The sequence below is a fragment of the Acinetobacter rongchengensis genome, assembly GCF_003611475.1.
Taxonomy (GTDB): Bacteria; Pseudomonadota; Gammaproteobacteria; order Pseudomonadales; family Moraxellaceae; genus Acinetobacter; species Acinetobacter rongchengensis.
In genome coordinates, this window is record NZ_RAXT01000030.1 from 19,252 (window position 1) to 38,841 (window position 19,590).

A 19,590-nucleotide genomic window follows, 5' to 3' on the forward strand; every position below is an offset into this window, starting at 1 on the left:
ACTAATTTTTTATTCATTATAAAAACACTTGTCTTTTTAATTTAATAAATAGAGTTAAGTTTCACTAATATAATATATAAAATCACTTTAAATAGCATTTATGAATATTAATCCTCTTCCATAAATCAAAAAAATCCGTCAATTGTTTATTTCTAAAACAAGGTTTTTCTGAAATTACATGCATTATTAAAAGATAAGATATATTGATTCAAAAGCTTACGATGCTCAATTTTTAGCAGTTCGCGAGCATGACTTAGTCCGTTTTTTTAATGCTATATGAGTCAAATTAAAGCACTGTCTATCTGCAAAGGCTCGACCTGATACTTTAGATTTACAGATCAATTGTTGCTGTATTTATGTTATTAATATACATATCAGACATTATTTAGTGTCGAACTATCCCACATCAGAAAATCCACGCGAAGAATCGCCCCCATGTAGGAGGATTCATTAATTTAGAAAAGAAATAACCCAAAGAAAAAACTCGATTGAGACATTGTCATCGTTGAAACCAAAAATTTATACCACTGAAATATTTTAAAAAACAATAAAATTAATTACTTACAACAAAAAATCAATACATTAAAATAGGAATACAATAGATATTTAGTACACTAAAAAACTTTTTATTTTATGTGAGAGTTATATAAATAAGATAAACACCAGAATTAAAATTTAATAGCTGGAATTTACAACTTTCGATTGCTTAAATCATGATTTCTAAACAACCGATTGTCTAAAATCAATTAAAAATAATGGCTGTTTTTTAAACAAAACAGCCATTAGAAAATATTTATTTGTTAAAAATTAAAGCTATAGTCAATATTGAAACGTGCTTCATTTACAGAATGAAAAGTCATATGAGTTGGCATATCATTTCGATAATGGGAAAAACGAGCCCGCATTCCCAACCCTTTCAACTTTCCTTCAGGGATTTTATAGCCTAAATCAAACTCCATTGACTCTTCTTTAAAACGTTGATCGCCATATTGCAATAAATCAATATCCTCACCTTTTGCATAGCGCGTCATAAAGCGTAATCCCTTTAAGGATACATCATTGAATTGGACATTTTTAAAGTCATATTCATAACGTACAGAATAAACTTTTTCATCTTTATTTGAATAATCCGAACTCATAAAATCAAGTACAACTGGACTTTCTGTTCCCGATAAAAATGGCAGACCTGTTGAACCAAATGACTGCATATAACCCAAAGAAAGCGTATGATTCTGGTAGTTCAAACCAAATAAACCACTGATATGACGGTTATCCACCTCGCCTATTTTCTTATTCCCACTTTCTTCACTATTGAAAAAGCGTACATCACTTAAAAAATTAAGCTGCTCATTCAAAGGCTGTTTTCCGTTAAAACCCACAAATTGCTGTTGGTAAATATCTTTAAGTTCAGCTTGATAAGCACGTAGACGATAATCCTTTAACTTATAACTTCCTCCAAAAGTATAGAAAGAATCTGTCGTTGCTGCTTTATCAAAACGACGATTGACATTATCCGTTCCAACATCGGTATAGTGGATTGAATCACGCTGACGCACCTCATCGACATAAAATCCTTCTAATTGCAGATTCGGAATTTCATTGGACACAAATCGGACACCACGATAAGTTTGAGGAAATAAGCGAGCAGGCGATGAAAATATCGTCGGCAATTGTGGAACTAAATCTCCCACAAAAAGCTCATTCTTACTGAATTTAGCTTTTCCTGTAACTCCAACTTTTCCATAATAATCATCACGAGAGTTATCCGAATTGACCGGCAACAAACCACTACGTGCGTAGTCATCTGCTCGATCACCCATTAAGTTAAAACCCGCCATTGCCAAAATATCAACACCAAAACCCACTGTACCTTCGGTATAACCTGACTGACCCTTAAAAATTAAACCCTGTGCCCAATCTCTTGCAGCAGTATATGGATATGGATCTTTCTTGTAATCTCGATCAAAATAAAAATTTCGGAGTGTAAGTTCAGCTTTACTGTCTGAAATAAATTCAGCATGCGTCATTTGACCAAATAATGGGCACAAGCAACCACCTACTAACCACAATATCTTTTTCATTTTTTCAACTCAACTGTCTAATTTCTAATGGTTCAAGGTGCTGTTTTAAGAGAATAATTTGGTTCTTTCTTGTTTTTGTAGAAAGCATTACCCAAAATTAAAATGAGAAAAATAGCTAAAATAAAAACTATGCCGTAATAAGCATAAAGTGTTGCGGGTGCTACGCCTTTATCAAGAAAAATACCAGCAACAGTAGGTGAAAAGATTGCACCTATACGACCAAAACCAATGGCATAACCAACGCCTCGACTTCGGATCCCTGCATCATAAATCGTTGGTGAAATAGAATATAAACCTGCCACACAACCATTAATGAGTGTTCCCAACAATAACCCCACAAGAAGTGCAACACTCACTTGAGCAGAAACCGCTACAAACAGAAAAATACAAGCAGAAGTAAGTCCTAAAAATAAACTCAAGGCATAAAAGATTTTCATACGTGATGCAAGTAAACCAATAATGGCTGCACCAAAAATACCACCAATACTAATTAAAATACCTGTGCTTACCCCTTGCTGAGGTGACATTCCCATTGAAATAAGAATTTTTGGCGTCCAGCTCATGACAAAGTAAAAACCAAACATCACCAAGAAGAATGAAAACCATAGACAAAGTGTTTGAAACCCCTGCTGCCCTGCAAATAACTTACTAAAATCACCATTATTTTTTGCATCATTCTGACTATAATCAGGTAAAACTTGCAAAGCATTAAAGTTCATACGATAAAGCGTCGCGTTAATACGCTCTAGTGCCTGTTTAGGTTTTTTCACCAATAGATAATCTAAAGATTCAGGTAATAACCATACACTTATCAATAACATGGCAAGAGTTGTAATCCCACCTGCTAAAAAGATTGAACGCCAGCCTAAATGCTCAATCAATGCGAGTGATAGTACACCTCCGAGTGTTGCACCAATCCCATAACCTGTAGACATTAAACTGACTGCAAGACTTCGCCAGCGTGCATTAGCATATTCACTTGCTAGAACATTACTACTAGCCAGAATCCCGCCTACACCAATACCCGTAATAAATCGAAGCGCAGCTAACATACTATGGCTCTGTACAAAAGCACATGCCAACATGCTGAGTCCTGCAATTGCTAGACACACTAAAATAAGTAACCGACGACCGATTTTATCTGCTAGAGGTGCTAAAAAAATTGAACCAGCGGCCATCCCGAACAGCCCAGAACTTAGCAATAAACCAATTTGTGCTCCTGAGAGAGACCACTCTGCCGATACAGATGGTGCAGTAAATGCCATGACCATCACATCAAAACCATCAATAATATTTAGACAAATACAAATCAAAATAACAAACCATTGGTAACGGCTCATATTGTTCTGATTAATCTCACTTAGAACATCTCTTTCCATTTGTGTATCTCCCAATGTGGACAAGACATACACACGACATTGCTTACAGGAGCGATTAAGTGGCTATGCATATCCGTATCCATAATGAACTAAAGAAATATTTATTTTTCAAAAAACCAATGCGCTAAACGTTTTTTGGAGCATCCTGCTCATTTGCTATACTGAATATTTGGATCCAAAAAATCAATACATTTTTATAATTTATATTAATTTTTTATTAAATTATTAATTTTATTAAAAAAATAAAATAACCATGATTATTTTTCATTAATATATGGATCCAAAATAAAACTATCGTCTTTTTGAGAAATATCAAAACAACACCAAATATAATTGAAGTGAAGTAAATAAATGACGCAAAATCTCCACAACAAACACCACCATCTAAGCTACCTACAATCTATATTTTGGATCCATTTATAAAAATAAACCCAAATCAGAACTCTAAAAATGAAATAAAAAAATACAATTTTAAAGAGCAAAACAGCTATTTAACCCTATTTATCCATTGACCAAACCTAAAACCTATTATAAATTGGATCCAATAAGTGATAAGGAGTCATCACAAATGTTTATTAAAAATGCATGGTATGTTGCTTGCCGTCCTGAAGAAATCCAAGACAAACCACTAGGTCGCACCATTTGTGGTGAAAAAATTGTTTTTTACCGTGGTAAAGAAAACCAAGTTTCTGCTGTTGAAGATTTTTGTCCCCACCGTGGTGCCCCACTTTCACTTGGCTATGTAGAAGATGGAAATCTTGTCTGTGGCTATCATGGTTTAGTCATGGGCTGTGACGGAAAAACCGTTTCAATGCCAGCCCAACGTGTAAACGGTTTTCCTTGCAACAAAGCATATGCCGTCGTTGAAAAATTTGGTTTTATTTGGGTCTGGCCGGGCGATAAAGCTTTAGCAGATGAATTGAAGTTACCAACTTTAGAGTGGGCTGATCATCCTGAATGGAGTTATGGCGGAGGTTTGTTCCATATTCAATGTGACTATCGTCTTATGGTTGATAACCTCATGGACTTAACACATGAAACTTATGTTCACTCAAGTAGCATTGGACAAAAAGAGATTGACGAAGCTTTACCAGTCACACAAGTTGACGGCGATCATGTTATTACTGAACGCTATATCGAAAATGTTATTGCACCACCATTTTGGCAAATGGCACTCCGTGGTAACCATCTTGCAGATGATGTACTTGTTGATCGTTGGCAACGTTGTCATTTCTTTGCTCCGAGTAATGTACATATTGAAGTCGGTGTGGCACACGCTGGACATGGTGGATATAACGCACCAAAGGAGAAAAAAGTTTCTTCTATAGTTGTTGATTTTATTACACCTGAAACAGAAACATCTCACTGGTATTTCTGGGGTATGGCACGTAATTTTCAACCAGACAATAAGGAACTTACTGATCAAATTCGTGAAGGCCAAGGCAAAATCTTTACCGAAGATTTAGAAATGCTTGAGCAGCAACAGCAAAATATTTTAAACAATCCACATCGTAAATTACTGATGCTCAATATCGATGCAGGTGGCGTACAGTCTCGTAAAGTAATTGATCGACTACTGGCTGAAGAACATAAAACACCGCCTGAAACATCCTCACAAAAGTTTCCAAATATTCGGATTATTTAAAGGAGCATAGACATGGACGTTGTTATTCAAAAAATTCATCAGCTCACTCCCACAATTCGTGCATTTGAATTAGTTGCAACAAATGGAGTTGAACTACCGAGTTTCGAAGCTGGTGCACATATTGATGTGCATCTTAAAAATGGCCTAACCCGTCAATATTCAATTTCAAACTGTTGTAGTGAAAAACATCGTTATGTGATTGGCGTTTTACATGACTCCAATTCACGCGGTGGTTCACGTTGTATTCACACTGAATATCGTGAAGGCGATCATTTAAAGATTGGCGAACCACGTAATTTATTTGAGATTCACCCGCATACAAAGCAGGCTGTTTTATTTGCTGGCGGTATTGGAATTACCCCTATTTTATCGATGGCATATCGGCTTAAGTCGGCCAATATTCCTTTTGAATTGCATTATTTTATACGTAGTCATGAAATGATTGCTTTTTATGGTAATTTAACTGAGCATTTTGCTGATCAAGTCCATTTTCACATTCAAGATCAACCAGACACTGAATGTAATATGGCACAGGTATTGGCGCAAAGTTCACCAGACAAACACTTATATGTATGCGGCCCTACAGGATTTATGCAATTTGTAATGGGTTCAGCGCAGGAAGCAGGTTGGCATAACCAACAATTACACCAAGAGCATTTTGTCGCTCAAAAAGTAGATAATTCTAACGATGAAGCTTTTACCATTGAAGTTAAAGGTACTGGCCGCCGAATTGAAGTATTACCAGAGCAGACTGCTACTGAAGCGTTAATTGCCAATGGTTTTGATATCCCTGTTTCATGTGAACAAGGTGTTTGTGGAACCTGTATAACTCGTGTCGTCGATGGGATACCAGATCATCGAGATGTATATATGACCCAAGAAGAACATGCGCTTAACAACCAGTTTACGCCCTGTTGTTCTCGCGCAAAAACTAAAAACCTTGTGATCGAACTTTAGTCGCTTTAAGTTCCTTTATTGAATACATTAAAGGAACTTTATCAGCCTTAAACGCTTAAAACATTTCTTAGCGTTTCCCCCAATATTACAACGCTACTGTGTTCACGCATTAAAGTTTCAGCACGTCCTGCCTGACGATGCACCAATGCATCATAAATCGAACAATGCTGTAAATGTGCATAATGCAGACGGCGATATTCTGACAAAGCTTGAGTTTGATCATAGGTAATCGCTTGAGCAGAGGCTAGAGGTAGCTGGTTATTTTTGGCTAAAGCTTGTATGAGTGCGACATTTTGTGCAGCCTCAATAATGGTGTCGTGGAAAATAACATTAAAATGATGATATTGCTCTAATTCAAGATCACCAAACTCATCTTTTCCATTAAAGAGCTTTTCTGTTTCTTGGATACAATGTTGTAGCGTGTTTTTCTGTACATCAGTTAAACCTTGTTCTGCCAAAGTTTTCGCAGCCAATCCTTCCAGAACTCCTCGTACTTCAAGTGCATCATGCACCAATTCTTCTGAAATTTCACGAACAGTATAACCACGAGTTGGATTTTTAATGAGCAAACCTTCTTGTTCAAGCAAACGAAATGCTATTCGAACAGGTTGCCGAGAAACCCCAAGCGATTCAGCAGTCGGTATTTCTGCGATTCTAGCGCCGCCCTCAATTTCTCCTGAAATAATCATTTTTCTTAGTTTAAGTAAAACTTGTTGCCCTGAAGACATTTGCTGCTACACATCATTAAAAGCGTCACTCCGATGCTAGCAAGTTCATTTGCAAAATGAAATAAGTTTTCAGATTAAATCAAGGTTTAAGTATTGATGGGTTGTGCTTATTACTTAATCTAACGATAGGATAAAAATCAATGTCTCTTTAAAACACCAATCGGTTGTCAATGCATTGAATTCCGCATTCACTCATCAGGATAATTCTACGAATATCATGGTTTATTCAATAAGAGATAAAGACTACCACTATGATTTTAAATAATGATTATGAAAAATAAGGCGATACAGAGTATTGCTTAGGGGAAATTATTAGGATAATGCAGGTATTTAAAACTTTTCATACCTTTAAACGATATATTGTAATGACAATGTATATCTACATCTTTGTTTAAATACTTTAATTAATGAGATAAGATCGAATCCACAGTGCTTCATGCGATATACAATTATTGATGCGACTGGCTCCGCCCCGAAAAATTCAATAAGACAATATAAAACATTGGAGAAATAGGAAGCTTATCATGATGACAAGCTTCCCTTAGAACAAAACGTTTTAATCCCCTAAACTATAGGCAATCACATAATCTCCGTGATCAGGAGACTGACGAGCACCACCCGCAGAAACTACGACATATTGCTTACCTGTTTTTGGTGAAATGTAGCTCATCGGTGTTCCTTGGCTACCCACAGGCAAACGTGCTTTCCATAGTTCTTGACCAGTAGAAGAATTAAATGCGCGTAGATAATAATCCTGAGTAGCTGCAAAGAAGACTAAACCACCTTGAGTCGCCATAGGCCCACCTATCGTTGGCATACCGATCGGAGCTTTAAGCCCCATTTTAATACCCATTGGCCCTGTATCTTGCACTGTACCTAAAGGCACTTGCCAAGCGATTTTACGCGTTTTCATATCTATCGCAGTCATCGTTCCAAAAGGTGGCTTTTGACATGGAATACCAAATACGGACATAAAACGGTTTTTATTCACTTTATACGGTGTGCCTTTCATTGGTACAGCACCCATACCTGTATTCACCTTCTCACCACCATTTGCTTCGACTTTAAGGTCTTCAGGTGTCTGTTTAATCAGTTGAATCCATAAGCCTAAACGCATGTCATTCACAAACATATATCGATGCGTTGGATCAAATGCAATACTCCCCCAATTCATCCCACCCAAAGAGCCAGGAAAGCTTAAAGAAATATCAGTGCCTGGAGCAGTGAATAAACCTTCATAACGCATAGATTTGAAATTGATACGGCACATTAATTGATCAAATGGCGTTGCCCCCCACATATCAGACTCAGTCAAAGTCTGATTACCAATTTGCGGCATTTCAACTGAACGAGGTTGAGTTTTACTATATTGTTCACCCGGAATATCGGCAACTTTAACAGGCTGTTCAATCACTTTTGTTAATGGCTGACCAGTTAAACGATCTAAGACAAAGAACTGACCTGATTTTGTCCCAATAACCACTGCTGGTTTCGTCGTACCATCTTTCAATGGAAAATCGACTAGGCTTGGTTGCATAGGCAAGTCAAAATCCCATAGATCATTATGAACCGTTTGATAGATCCATTTTTCATGACCCGTCGTCGCATCTAAGGCCAAGACAGAAGTATTGTATTTATGGTCAATTGGCTGACGATTTCCACCCCATACATCAACCGATGAACTCCCCATTGGTAAAAATACAGTGTTCATCTGTGGATCATAAGACATCGCTGCCCAAGAGTTCGCAGAACTACGTTTATAGATTTCACCTGGTTTTAAAACATAGTTCGGATCAGGATTACGTGGATCAAATGCCCAACGTAATTGTCCAGTGATTGCATCATAGGCACGAATCACTCCACCTGGCATATCTGCTGCCACGTTATCGGCAATACGGCTCCCCACAATAATGCTGGTACCAGCAATCGTTGGTGCAGAGGTAACTTCAAAACGAGGCGCCTTAGTTCCATCGCCTAAACCTGTCAATAAATCTACAGTTCCATTTACACCAAAGTCTGCACAACGTTCACCTGTATCCGCATTCACCGCAATTAAACGCGCATCAGGCGTGTTGGTATACACACGACGCGGACATGCTGTATTGTTCGCTACTGCTATGACTGGTGTTGCACCTGCCAAAGTCGGTTGTTGTAATGGTTGCGTCGAATCAAAATAAGCCACGCCACGACAACGTTCCCATGCATCTGCTTTAGAATTTACTTCAGCCTTCCAGATTTGTTTTCCAGTATCAGCATCTAACGCGATCATATTGTTATGCGGTGTACATAAAAATACTTTATTACCGACTTGCAAAGGTGTCATTTGATCTTCGGCGCCATTGCCTGAACCTGTACTCAAATCCCCTGTTTGATAACGCCAAACTTCTTTTAACTTAGACACATTATTACGGTTAATTTGATCCAGTGCAGCAAAGCGACTTCCACCAGCATCATTACCATAGTGAGACCAATTCACTTGCTGAGATTCAGCTGTGACTGGAACAAGTGGTAATTCCTGACCATTGGATTTAACCGTTGGATGTGGAATGAACATACCATACAAACCACCCAACATTCCTAAAACAGTAAGACCACCAATGGCATAGGCTGGTGCTGCTAATGCTGTTTGAAATTGATATTTACGAATAGAGGGTAAAGTCAAAACCAATGCTGCAAACAAGCCTGCAGGAAACATCAGTCTGGAAAATAAGGCCCAAAAATCCCAACCCGCATCAAACAATGACCAAAAGATAGTACCTAAAAAGACCAATGCAAATATCCATACACCCAGCGCTTTTTTTCGGAAAATAAAAATTGCTGATGCAAGGGTCAATAGTCCTGCTATCAGGAAATACCATGAACCACCAAGGCTAATGAGTTTCCCACCACCAATCACATAAAATAAACCTGTTAATAACAGGGCAAGTCCCAGTATAAAACACCATATTTTGAATATGGGCTGAGACTTCGTATGAGGTTCAGACATACATTTTACTCCAAGTATTGTGAACTTAAATGATTAACCACTTGCATTTTTAATTATCATTTTCAATCACATATGAAAGTTTTACTATGCAAATCGTTTACTTTGATGACTTAAAAAATAATTCAATATAACTACATAGTGGTATATTTTTTAATCAAATTCAAACTAATATGCTGTTAAAAATTAACTTTCATGGTTAAACCTGCAACCCATGCATCATCCACTTCTTTCACACCAGTAGGTTGATAAACATATTGCAAATTCGGTCTCAGCATGACTGCTGGTGACCATTGATAGGTATAATTTAATTCAACGTTTAGTTCATCTCGTTGAATTGGAACATAGTCATTGGCAAAAGCATCGTAGTCGTAATAACCATTCGCCTCATTGGTGGCAATCTGACGATCTTTCGCCCGATCATTGACCACATAATTGGCTAAACCAAAACCAACAGAATCATTAGGGCGACTATCGAAAGGACCTTTGTACCAAAGCGCCAATTGTTGTGTACTTTCTACAAATGTTGTGGCCTTATCGTTCACCACGCCATTGAAGCTGACATATAAACCACGCTTCGGATCTGCCCCATGTTGTGTGAGTTGTTGTTGAGCATTCAACCAAAAACTATGTTTGCCGTCATGGACTTTGCCTGCGGTTTTAACATCATTGGCTTCAGCATTTGAATACAATGCACCAATTTTATATTCACCCGCTAAACCATTAAATGCAGCTAGTTTTGGCTTCCACGCTAATTCAACAGGAATGGTTACCCCTTGAACATTATTCATATCTAGATTAAAACCATCACTGTTTGATCCGGTTTTGACATTGTCAGGGTTGACTTCATACACCCCCAAACCAAGTGACCAATCTGGTGCAAATTGGTATTTCACATTGGTACCCCATAAGCTGACAGGCCAGTTATACCAAATTGAACCGATGGATTTTCCAAGCTGTCCACCACACAAAAGTAAGTTCTGAAACTCACATTGCGAGCTGTTAAAATCATCAGACATACCCATACGACCAATTTTAAATTGAACTCGGTTGTCGTCAAATCCTGTTTTGATCCATGCTTGAGTTAAGCGCCAAATTTTTCCACGACCATAAATTTCTTGACTATTCCCCAAAGTACTAGCACGTGGATCTTTAATACGCTCAAGCGTTAAAGCATTACCATCACGCTTGGTTACCATGATTGCTGCAGTGGTATTTTCCCAACCTGCAATTTTGTTTAAATCAAAATTAGCACCCAAAGTCAGCTGTGCTGCATTTTCCAAAGTATTATCATCGTTATAACCACCATCAAGATTGGTGGCTGCCTGACTCATAATCGATGCGGTGAATTTATAACCTTGATTTTCCAGTTGCTTACGTTCACCGTTCCAATCACCCAATAACCATTGGCGGTCTGCTGAATAAAATTCATTCGCTGAAGCCAATTGACACGTCAAAAGCGCCAAAGAAAATGCGCCTAGCTTTAAGAGTTGTTGCATGGTAAATATCCTTTTGAGAGGAAAGCTCAACTCAGATGAGCTTTCCATACAGTTTTTATTATTTAATGCGAACAGCTGGACTCAGCTCAGAAGTTGCACCCAAATGATCAGTCACATTCGCTGTCGCACTTGCAACACCATTTAATGCTTTCCACGTTGCTTGCCCCTGACCTTGTGCATTGGTTGTCACCACTTGCATTCCTAAATACTGTTCAGCTTCTTGACCATTGGCTTGATGATTGGCAAAGAATTCAACATGGTAGCGTTGATTTGGCTGTGCTTGAACTACAGCAGTAATTTGTCCTTTGCTATAGCTTAAACGTGGCGCTTGGATGTTTTGGTTTGGTATAGTGTTACAGCCCTGCTCATTTGGCTGGGTACAGGTTTTTTGCAGTTTCGCATCTTCAATCACCACACCACCACCACGAGAACCCACAAAACCTGCATGTTCAAGCGCAGGTACAGCAAACACAATAGCACCTAAACGTTGATTGGGTACACATGAACCACCTGCTTCACAACGTTTAATATCTTTACCATTGTTCCAAATCAAGTTTTTGGTCAATGTTGTACGGGCATTGGCATCTTTTTCTGAACGAATGGCTATTCCTAAACGATTACCATGAACCTTATTGCTGTCAAAGATGTTGCCATCACCCGTTAAGTTAAAACCAATTGAGTTATTGCTCAGTTCGTTATAAGCAACATAGTTACGTTTCCCCCAGTTGATTTGTAAACCATCCGAGTAGTTTTCAAATTTGTTCCCGACCACCGCATTATCATTCCCCCAAAGAATTTCAATGCCTTGAGATGGCTCTGGATTGGCTTTGGTTGAAGTAAATAGATTATTCGCTACTAGGTTAAATGCCGCACCGCGGGTCAGCTCTAAGCCATCCCCATTATCGACAAACAAGTTGTTCAAAACTTTGTTGTTATTGGTGGTGGTTGAGGTTGGATTCCCTTTACCATCATCACCTGTCAACATTACGCCTGAACCACCGTAGTTATTACTGATACGGTTGTGCTGAATCAAGTTGTTGCTTGAACGGTTAATCAAGACACCAATACAGAAACGGTGAATATCGAGACCTTTTAGTGTCACCCCATTCACATCTTGTAGAACTAGCCCTGGTAAAGTCATGGTACGTACGTTGGTTCCGTATTGTTCAGGGTTAGCCCCTGGGCAGGCTTTCGCACCTTCACCTTTGATGTAGTTTGAACCATCAATGGCAATAAACTCGCCTGTTTTATCCCACTGAGTACCAATAATTTTTACGGAAGATTTAATTGGTGGTAAAGCTTGATCAAGCTTAATCACATAAGGGGCCTTACCTATAGCTTGAATCTGAATTTCATTTGTTTGTGCAATATTTGTATTCGACTGCTCAATTGCCCAACGTAATGAACCTTTTGCACCATCATCTTGATAGCGGTCAACAATATAAGTTTCTGCACTGGCAAAACCTGATGCAGCCAAACTTAAAACCAGTGTCGTTAAACGTAAGGTTGATAATTTCATATTCAAATCCTTGTATATCTAGAAGTCTTAAGGAGTAGGCTGCACGGTTTTAAGGAACTGTTTAAGTTGGGTCACATCAATTTGACCTGGCGCTGAAGCCTCACCAATCATACCGAAACTCAGGCTGCCACCCATGTTCGCAGTGGCAACACGTGAAATTGTGCCTAACTGCCCCATCGACATTGTCAGCAGCGGTTTTTGACTTTTTTGACTCACTGACAACGTTGCATTCATGAGGGTAAAGACATCTTGTTTAGATTTCGGCATCACTGCAATTTTCAAAATATCTGCGCCCATTTGATCTTGTTTAAGTAAACGGCTTTCAATGTCATGTTGTTCTGGCGTTTTATTAAAATCGTGATTCGACATGATCACTAATACATGTTTATCATGCGCCAATTTGGTTAATTTCGCGACACTTTCTGGATCACGGAACATTTCAATATCGAGTAATTGCATGAATGGCTTTTTCAAGTATTCACGATAAATTTTTTCATAGTCTTGGTCAGAAACCGTCATTTTTCCACCTTCATTATGGGTACGAATGGTGGCAATTAAGGGCTTATCTTTAAGAATCTGATTCAACTGCTGACCTAGTGCAATTACTTTTTTCGTGTCCGCTGCAAATTCGAGTAAATCAATACGGAACTCAGCCAAATCTGCATCTGGATTACTCGCGATTACTTTGGCTTGTGCAAGCGCTTGTTCAGCAGTTTTGGCAGTAATAGGAACAATAGTTTTCACGGGTAAATCACCAATATTGACGTTTTTAACCATATAGTGCTGTACACTAGATTGAGCCGCTTCAACTGCAAATGCTGGCATTGCCGCAATAACTGCACTGCTTAAGCAAATTTGCATTGCTAATTTTTTGATCATCATCATTACAGTTCCTTGTATTTTCAATACTATTGCCTGACTTCGGTCATCAGCCATAAACTTAGGTGAGATACATGCAATGGAACATACAATCACCCCATATAAACTTTTATCTATCGGGCTCAAGTGCAAGACATCCCACACCGAGCCCGTGACAGCTTAGATATCTAAAAAGACCGTTTCTTCTTCGCCTTGTATACGAATATCAAAACGATAAATCACTTCACCATCACGCTCTTCGCGCTTCGCAATTAAAGTCTGACGACGAGGTGCCCATTCAATACTTTTTAATACTGGATCTTGTGCATTAGCTTCAGCTTCATCTTCAAAATACACACGAGTATTTAAGCCAATATTGATGCCGCGTGCGAAAATGATTAGTGCAATATGCGGAGCTTGAGTTGTGCCTTTACGTCCCGGCACTGCACCTGGTTTAATGGTATTGAAACTCCAAAAACCTGTTTCAAAATCAGCACCTGTACGCCCCCAGCCAAGGAAATTTGCATCAGCCTGCTTGCCTTGCGTATCTGCAGCACTTGGGTATACGCCATTAGCATCCGCCTGCCATATTTCAATCAATACATCTCGTAAGGGTAAACCCAAACCATCAAATACTTGGCCTTCTAAACGAATACGCTCACCCGCAGTATTTTCCTGTACCAATTGATTGTTGAAATTATTTTCAAATACTTCAATGTTGGCTTGTTTTGGTAATAAACCAATATGTACGTATGGTCCACCTGTTTGAGATGGTGTTTCATGCAATTCCTGAAAATTCCAATGGTTCATGTTGTTCTCCATATATTAAGTCAAATCATTTTCGAAATATGTCGCACGACGACCACGTAAAGTGATGTCAAAACGATAACAACGACTGTCAGCTTCAATGAAATTGCTCTTATCTTCTAAGGCAATCAGTGCACGACGTTGTTCTTCCGAAGGAATGGTTTTAATAATTGGACACGAATCAATCAGCGTGTCGCCTTCAAAGTAGAACTGTGAAATAAGACGTTGCGCCCATCCATCAGCAATCAAAGAGAAATGGATATGTGCAGGACGCCATTCATTAATACGGTTACGCCATGGGTAAGGACCTGGCTTAATGGTGCGGAATACATAAAAACCATTGGCATCGGTCATCATACGACCGCAACCACCAAAGTTCGGATCCATCGCACCAATAAACTGATCATTTGGATGACGGTAACGACCTGAAGCATTGGCTTGCCACACTTCGAGCAAAGCATTTTTGACTGGACGTCCAAATTGGTCACGTACATAACCGTGCACAATAACCCGCTCACCGATAGGTAGACCGTCTTTGGCATAGTTCAAAATCAAATCGTTATCTTTAGGCCCAAACTGTGCGGCACTAAACTGGGGTGAAGTTACTTCAGTTAAAGTTTCTGCAATTGAAATCAACGCATTTTTTGGCGAGCGTAATACACTGGTTTTATAGCCTGATGTATATGCTGGCGGGTGATCTTCAGTATTACGTTGTGCATAAGCACCTAAAATAAGTTGTGACATGTGACGTCCCTCTTAATCTTGTTCCATTACTCTTGATTCATTTGTTCTTGGTTGAACTGCTGTTCACTCAATTTTTGCGGCGCAATACCCAAATCTGCAAAAACTTCTTCTGCCATATGCATGGCTGCATTGGCTGCAGGTAAACCTGCATAGAGTGAACAGTGCAAGATCAACTCTTTTAAGTCATTCTTAGTCACACCATTATTAAAACATGCACGTAAATGCATACGTAGTTCGTCTTCACGGCCCAGTGACAATAAAACCGCAATGGTGACTAAACTACGGGTATGACGTGGTAAACCAGGCCTAGACCAAACTTCGCCCCATGCAAAACGACTAATAAAGTTTTGAAAGTCAGCATTGAAATCATTCAAGTTCTCAAGTGAACGACCGACATGCTTTTCACCCAGCACTTCAGTTCGAACTTTGATCCCTTGTTCATAGCGTTGTTCATCATTCATATGAGAAACCTCAATTAAGTTGCGTCAGTATGTGCAACCAGTGATTTAACAAAAATTGCGACAGCCGCTGCAGTTGCAGGAATCATGAGCAAGCTCAAGATCGCAGTAAATGACCAGTCATTACCAAGTAATACCGCACCAATCCAAGCACCAAATACCGCACCGAAACGACCAATTCCAGACATCCAAGCCACACCTGTTGCACGGCATTGCGTCGGATAAAACCGAGCACTGAGTGCTGGCATAGCAGACTGCGCACCATTAATCGCAACACCTGCGCAAAGTACTAAAATGGCAAGTAATGTCGGATTTGCTAAGCTCTGTCCCACAGCGAGGGCAAAGATCCCAGCGACAAAGTAGAAACCTGCAATAATACGGTTAGGGTTGAAACGATCCATTGCCCAGCCAATAAATAAAGCACTGAGTACACCACCAAACTGGAATAAACCACCGATAAATGCGGCACGTTCCATAGTCGCACCAGTTTCACGCATTAAGGTTGGTAACCAACTGGTAAGCAAATAAATCATCACTAAACCCATGAAATAGGTCAGCCACAATAAAACCGTACCTTTGACATATTTCTGAGAGAACAGCATGCTGAACACACCCTTCTTCTTCTCACCTTCCGCTTTTTCTTCCGGCACATGAAACTCAGTAACACCCTGTACTTTTTCAGGTGCAATATGCGTTAAAATTTTGCGGACTTTTTCGCTGTCACGACCTTTCACTATCAAGAAACGATAAGATTCAGGTAAGAAGAAAATCACCATAATCATCAAAATCAGTGGTGACCAACCACCCAATAAAAATAAGCTATGCCAACCAAATGTTGGGATTAACCAACTGCTGATGAAACCACCTGTCGCCATACCCAAGTTGTAACCACAGAACATGCAAGTGACGAGTAACGAGCGAGAGCGTTGCGGGCAATACTCAGAAAATAGCGTGGTTGCGTTCGGCATTGCCGCACCCAAACCAATACCCGTTAAAAAGCGCAGTACCACTAAAGTGTTTAAGTCAGTTGCATATGCCGATGCCAAGGTAAAGCCACCGAAAATCAACATAGAAACACTTAAAACAATTTTTCGCCCAAAGCGGTCAGCGGTTGGACCAGACACCAGTGCACCAATAATCATGCCGCCTAAGGCTGCACTCATGACTGGGCCCAGTTGCGAACGATCTATCCCCCAATCTTGTGCCAAGGCTGGAGCAATAAAACCCATTGCCGCAGTATCAATACCATCAACAAAAACAATGAGAAAACATACAATTGCGATAAGCCACTGATATTTGCTAATCGGTGCATCATTAATCAGTGCTTGTGCGTCTATACTCGTTTTTTGAGTAACGTATTCCTGAGACGCCATACCTACCTCCTTGGGCTGAAAGTCCTTTTAAAATCCTTAAACTATTGAATCGATCCAATAAACTGACTGAGGGTTTGATTAAATAACTCAGGCTGTTCGATATTGGAAAGATGCGATGCATTTATCACCGCGAGTTCACTATCTTGAATCTGTTGTTGCATAAAAACGCTATCTGCCACTGTGGTAACTGGGTCAAATGCGCCTGCAATCAATAAGGTTGGAATGTGAATATTATGAATCTCATTACTCAAATCAGCTTGTGCCAAAGCACGGCAAGATTCTGCATAACCCAGTGCTGGCGTAGTCGCTAAAGACTGAATCGTTCGTTGTGCCAAAGCATCATGTTGATAATTAAACTCCTCACTGAACCAACGGGTATGGGTGGTCTTGACCAAATCAGCTACACCATTCTCAGTCACGGCATCAGCACGTGCATTCCAGCCCTCTGCCGTCCAAATTTTAGCTGCAGAGTTCGCCACAGTAATGCTGTGAAAACGCTCCGAATGGTGAATACCGAGCCATAAAGCCGTCATACCGCCCATTGAAATTCCACAGAAATGCGCTTTTTCAATATTTAAACCGTTCAGAATATCAATCACATCTTCTGCAAGATTTTGTACAGTGGTCTGCTCAATCACATCGCTTTGCCCATGACCACGTGTGTCATAAGTCACCACTTTGAACTGCTGTTCAAAAGCAGCAATTTGGGGCTGCCACATGCCTTTATCGGTACCCAATGAGTTTGAAAATATAATCACAGGTGCATTGTCTTGCCCACTGATTGCAACAGATAAAGTCTTACCTTGACGATTGGTCATCGTGATATTCACTTTGCCTCTCCTTTTGCTTCTTGCAACACCGCATCAATCTGGTCTTGAATATTGCCAAGATAAGATTCGGGTTTAAAAATGTCTAAAATCTGAGCTGTATTAAATAAAGCTTTCACTTGATCCAATTCAGCAATCACATCTTTTAAGTGCATACCTTTTGCAACTGCTGTTTTACACGCGTCCTCTACCAGATGATGAGCTTGTAAACGTCCAATATGTGGCGCCAATGCCATCATCACCGCTTCTGCCATAATCAAGCCTTGAGTACATTCCAAATTACGTTGCATATTTTCAGCATTGACTTGCATGCCTTTTAACACGTCTAAAGTCCGTTCTAAAGCACCCGCACATAGCTGGAAAATTTCAGGTAATGCCAACCATTCCGCATGCCATCCACCTAGACTACGCTCATGTTCCTGCACCATGCTTTGATATAAACTCGACATCAGTACAGGCACACGATTGGCTGCTGCCAATACAGATGCGGCAGCGACAGGATTACGCTTATGCGGCATCGTCGATGAGCCACCACGACCTTTTGCAGTTGGTTCAAACACTTCAGCAATTTCAGTTTGCATCATCAACGACCAGTCACGCGCCATTTTGCCCAAGCTACCTGTCACTATTGCGAGAACACTCGCCACTTCGACAATACGGTCTCGTTCACCATGCCAAGTACAGCTTGGAACAGAAAGTTGTAACTGTGCTGCAAATGCCTGTACAACTGCTGTGCCTTGATTCTGTAATGATGCTAATGAACCCACAGCACCACCCAATTGAGCAGTAAACACGCGCGATTTCATGGCTTCAATACGAACTAAATCACGATGAAATACAGAAGCCCAACGTGCTAATTTATGACCTAACGTAATCGGTAAACCTTGCTGCAACCATGTGCGTCCAATCATCACTTGTGAACGATACTGTTCAGCTTGAACCAAAGCTGTGCGATAACATTGTTGAATTAAAGCTTCAACATGTGTCATTGCTGCACGACATTGCAAAATACATGCGGTATCTAAAATATCTTGACTGGTTGCGCCCCAATGTACATAACGCGCAGCATCTTCATTGGCTTGTTTCACAATTGCAGTGAATTGCTTCACAAAAGGAATCGCAATATTGCCCGCCAAACCTGTTGCAATCGCTAATGCATCAAAGTCAATCTGATCAAGTGCAGTTGCTGCAATGTCTAAAATTGCTATTGCCGCAGATTCTGGAATGACACCAACCTTAGCCTGAGCTTGTGCCAAGGCAACTTCAGCCTCAATCATGTAAGACACCAACGCGCGATCACTGAAAATTTCAGTTACCTCGTTTTGGTAAAATAAGCTGGCATATAACTGGCTCATGATCGCTATCCTTAAATCTGCTTTAAACCCGTTGAATAATCAAAGCAATGCCTTGACCAACCCCAATACACATCGAACATAGCGCATAGGTTCCACCCGTTTGCTCCAACTGATTCAAAGCCGTGGCCACCAAACGCGCACCCGATGCACCCAACGGATGACCAATCGCAATCGCACCACCATTCGGATTCACTTGCGTTGTATCATCCGCTAAGCCTAAATCACGAGTCACTGCCAAAGCTTGAGCGGCAAACGCTTCATTCAACTCAATCACATCCATCTGCTCAATGCTGAGATTGGCTTGTTTGAGTAACTTTTTAATTGCAGGCGCAGGCGCAAAACCCATAATACGTGGTTCAACACCCACCGCTGTAGAC

General features: G+C 39.9%; 15 protein-coding genes and 1 pseudogene. 2 read left to right on the forward strand and 14 right to left on the reverse strand.

Annotated features, from left to right (window positions below; genetic code table 11):
• Positions 1-800: 800 nt before the first annotated feature.
• Together D7V20_RS12700 and D7V20_RS12705 are read right to left on the reverse strand one after the other, a co-directional pair.
• On the reverse strand, positions 801-2,081 hold the full coding sequence (locus tag D7V20_RS12700; protein WP_120384602.1) for an OprD family outer membrane porin: 1,281 nt from the start codon (positions 2,079-2,081) through the stop codon (positions 801-803).
• A 32-nt stretch (positions 2,082-2,113) separates the two neighbouring features.
• Positions 2,114-3,460 (reverse strand): MFS transporter, encoded by a 1,347-nt coding sequence (locus D7V20_RS12705; RefSeq protein ID WP_120384603.1) that lies wholly within the window; start codon positions 3,458-3,460, stop codon positions 2,114-2,116.
• A 568-nt stretch (positions 3,461-4,028) separates the two neighbouring features.
• Between D7V20_RS12705 and D7V20_RS12710 the strand changes: the two genes are divergently transcribed.
• The gene (locus D7V20_RS12710; protein ID WP_120384604.1) at positions 4,029-5,105 is read left to right on the forward strand and encodes an aromatic ring-hydroxylating dioxygenase subunit alpha; all 1,077 of its coding nucleotides are present in this window, start codon (positions 4,029-4,031) and stop codon (positions 5,103-5,105) included.
• Between the two features lie 12 nt (positions 5,106-5,117).
• Positions 5,118-6,062: a PDR/VanB family oxidoreductase gene (locus D7V20_RS12715; RefSeq protein WP_120384605.1), complete on the forward strand. Its 945-nt coding sequence runs from the start codon at positions 5,118-5,120 to the stop codon at positions 6,060-6,062.
• A gap of 47 nt (positions 6,063-6,109) precedes the next feature.
• Here the strand turns inward: D7V20_RS12715 and D7V20_RS12720 are convergent, their stop codons facing one another.
• From D7V20_RS12720 to D7V20_RS12775, 12 genes and pseudogenes are all read right to left on the reverse strand, one after another.
• Positions 6,110-6,790 (reverse strand): GntR family transcriptional regulator, encoded by a 681-nt coding sequence (locus tag D7V20_RS12720; RefSeq protein ID WP_120384606.1) that lies wholly within the window; start codon positions 6,788-6,790, stop codon positions 6,110-6,112.
• A 556-nt stretch (positions 6,791-7,346) separates the two neighbouring features.
• Positions 7,347-9,776, reverse strand: coding sequence for a glucose/quinate/shikimate family membrane-bound PQQ-dependent dehydrogenase (locus D7V20_RS12725; protein ID WP_120384607.1), 2,430 nt, complete (start codon positions 9,774-9,776; stop codon positions 7,347-7,349).
• A gap of 176 nt (positions 9,777-9,952) precedes the next feature.
• Positions 9,953-11,272 (reverse strand): carbohydrate porin, encoded by a 1,320-nt coding sequence (locus tag D7V20_RS12730; RefSeq protein WP_120384608.1) that lies wholly within the window; start codon positions 11,270-11,272, stop codon positions 9,953-9,955.
• A gap of 58 nt (positions 11,273-11,330) precedes the next feature.
• Positions 11,331-12,791, reverse strand: a complete 1,461-nt coding sequence (locus D7V20_RS12735; RefSeq protein ID WP_120384609.1) for a NosD domain-containing protein — start codon at positions 12,789-12,791, stop codon at positions 11,331-11,333.
• A 27-nt stretch (positions 12,792-12,818) separates the two neighbouring features.
• Complete coding sequence (aroD, locus tag D7V20_RS12740) at positions 12,819-13,676, reverse strand: type I 3-dehydroquinate dehydratase (RefSeq protein ID WP_120384610.1); 858 nt, start codon at positions 13,674-13,676, stop codon at positions 12,819-12,821.
• Between the two features lie 153 nt (positions 13,677-13,829).
• Positions 13,830-14,459 (reverse strand): protocatechuate 3,4-dioxygenase subunit alpha, encoded by a 630-nt coding sequence (pcaG, locus tag D7V20_RS12745; RefSeq protein WP_120384611.1) that lies wholly within the window; start codon positions 14,457-14,459, stop codon positions 13,830-13,832.
• A 15-nt stretch (positions 14,460-14,474) separates the two neighbouring features.
• Positions 14,475-15,200, reverse strand: a complete 726-nt coding sequence (gene pcaH / locus D7V20_RS12750; RefSeq protein WP_120384612.1) for a protocatechuate 3,4-dioxygenase subunit beta — start codon at positions 15,198-15,200, stop codon at positions 14,475-14,477.
• A 26-nt stretch (positions 15,201-15,226) separates the two neighbouring features.
• Complete coding sequence (gene pcaC / locus D7V20_RS12755) at positions 15,227-15,661, reverse strand: 4-carboxymuconolactone decarboxylase (protein WP_120384613.1); 435 nt, start codon at positions 15,659-15,661, stop codon at positions 15,227-15,229.
• A gap of 14 nt (positions 15,662-15,675) precedes the next feature.
• Complete coding sequence (locus tag D7V20_RS12760; protein WP_120384614.1) at positions 15,676-17,031, reverse strand: MFS transporter; 1,356 nt, start codon at positions 17,029-17,031, stop codon at positions 15,676-15,678.
• A gap of 41 nt (positions 17,032-17,072) precedes the next feature.
• Complete coding sequence (gene pcaD, locus D7V20_RS12765; RefSeq protein ID WP_120384615.1) at positions 17,073-17,861, reverse strand: 3-oxoadipate enol-lactonase; 789 nt, start codon at positions 17,859-17,861, stop codon at positions 17,073-17,075.
• On the reverse strand, positions 17,858-19,213 hold the full coding sequence (gene pcaB, locus D7V20_RS12770; protein WP_120384616.1) for a 3-carboxy-cis,cis-muconate cycloisomerase: 1,356 nt from the start codon (positions 19,211-19,213) through the stop codon (positions 17,858-17,860). The genes pcaD and pcaB overlap by 4 nt, the downstream gene beginning before the upstream one ends.
• Before the next feature lie 22 nt (positions 19,214-19,235).
• Positions 19,236-19,590 (reverse strand): annotated as a pseudogene (locus D7V20_RS12775) (acetyl-CoA C-acyltransferase); the annotation flags it as partial.

Excerpts from the sequence above, each read along its gene's own strand:
- pcaG (WP_120384611.1), bottom strand. The coding sequence starts at position 14,459 with ATGAACCATTGGAATTTTCAGGAATTGCATGAAACACCATCTCAAACA.
- D7V20_RS12710 (WP_120384604.1), top strand. The coding sequence starts at position 4,029 with ATGTTTATTAAAAATGCATGGTATGTTGCTTGCCGTCCTGAAGAAATC.
- D7V20_RS12715 (WP_120384605.1), top strand. The coding sequence starts at position 5,118 with ATGGACGTTGTTATTCAAAAAATTCATCAGCTCACTCCCACAATTCGT.
- pcaB (WP_120384616.1), bottom strand. The coding sequence starts at position 19,213 with ATGAGCCAGTTATATGCCAGCTTATTTTACCAAAACGAGGTAACTGAA.
- D7V20_RS12730 (WP_120384608.1), bottom strand. The coding sequence starts at position 11,272 with ATGCAACAACTCTTAAAGCTAGGCGCATTTTCTTTGGCGCTTTTGACG.
- aroD (WP_120384610.1), bottom strand. The coding sequence starts at position 13,676 with ATGATGATGATCAAAAAATTAGCAATGCAAATTTGCTTAAGCAGTGCA.
- D7V20_RS12760 (WP_120384614.1), bottom strand. The coding sequence starts at position 17,031 with ATGGCGTCTCAGGAATACGTTACTCAAAAAACGAGTATAGACGCACAA.
- D7V20_RS12705 (WP_120384603.1), bottom strand. The coding sequence starts at position 3,460 with ATGGAAAGAGATGTTCTAAGTGAGATTAATCAGAACAATATGAGCCGT.
- D7V20_RS12735 (WP_120384609.1), bottom strand. The coding sequence starts at position 12,791 with ATGAAATTATCAACCTTACGTTTAACGACACTGGTTTTAAGTTTGGCT.
- pcaC (WP_120384613.1), bottom strand. The coding sequence starts at position 15,661 with ATGAATGATGAACAACGCTATGAACAAGGGATCAAAGTTCGAACTGAA.
- D7V20_RS12725 (WP_120384607.1), bottom strand. The coding sequence starts at position 9,776 with ATGTCTGAACCTCATACGAAGTCTCAGCCCATATTCAAAATATGGTGT.
- D7V20_RS12700 (WP_120384602.1), bottom strand. The coding sequence starts at position 2,081 with ATGAAAAAGATATTGTGGTTAGTAGGTGGTTGCTTGTGCCCATTATTT.
- pcaH (WP_120384612.1), bottom strand. The coding sequence starts at position 15,200 with ATGTCACAACTTATTTTAGGTGCTTATGCACAACGTAATACTGAAGAT.
- D7V20_RS12720 (WP_120384606.1), bottom strand. The coding sequence starts at position 6,790 with ATGTCTTCAGGGCAACAAGTTTTACTTAAACTAAGAAAAATGATTATT.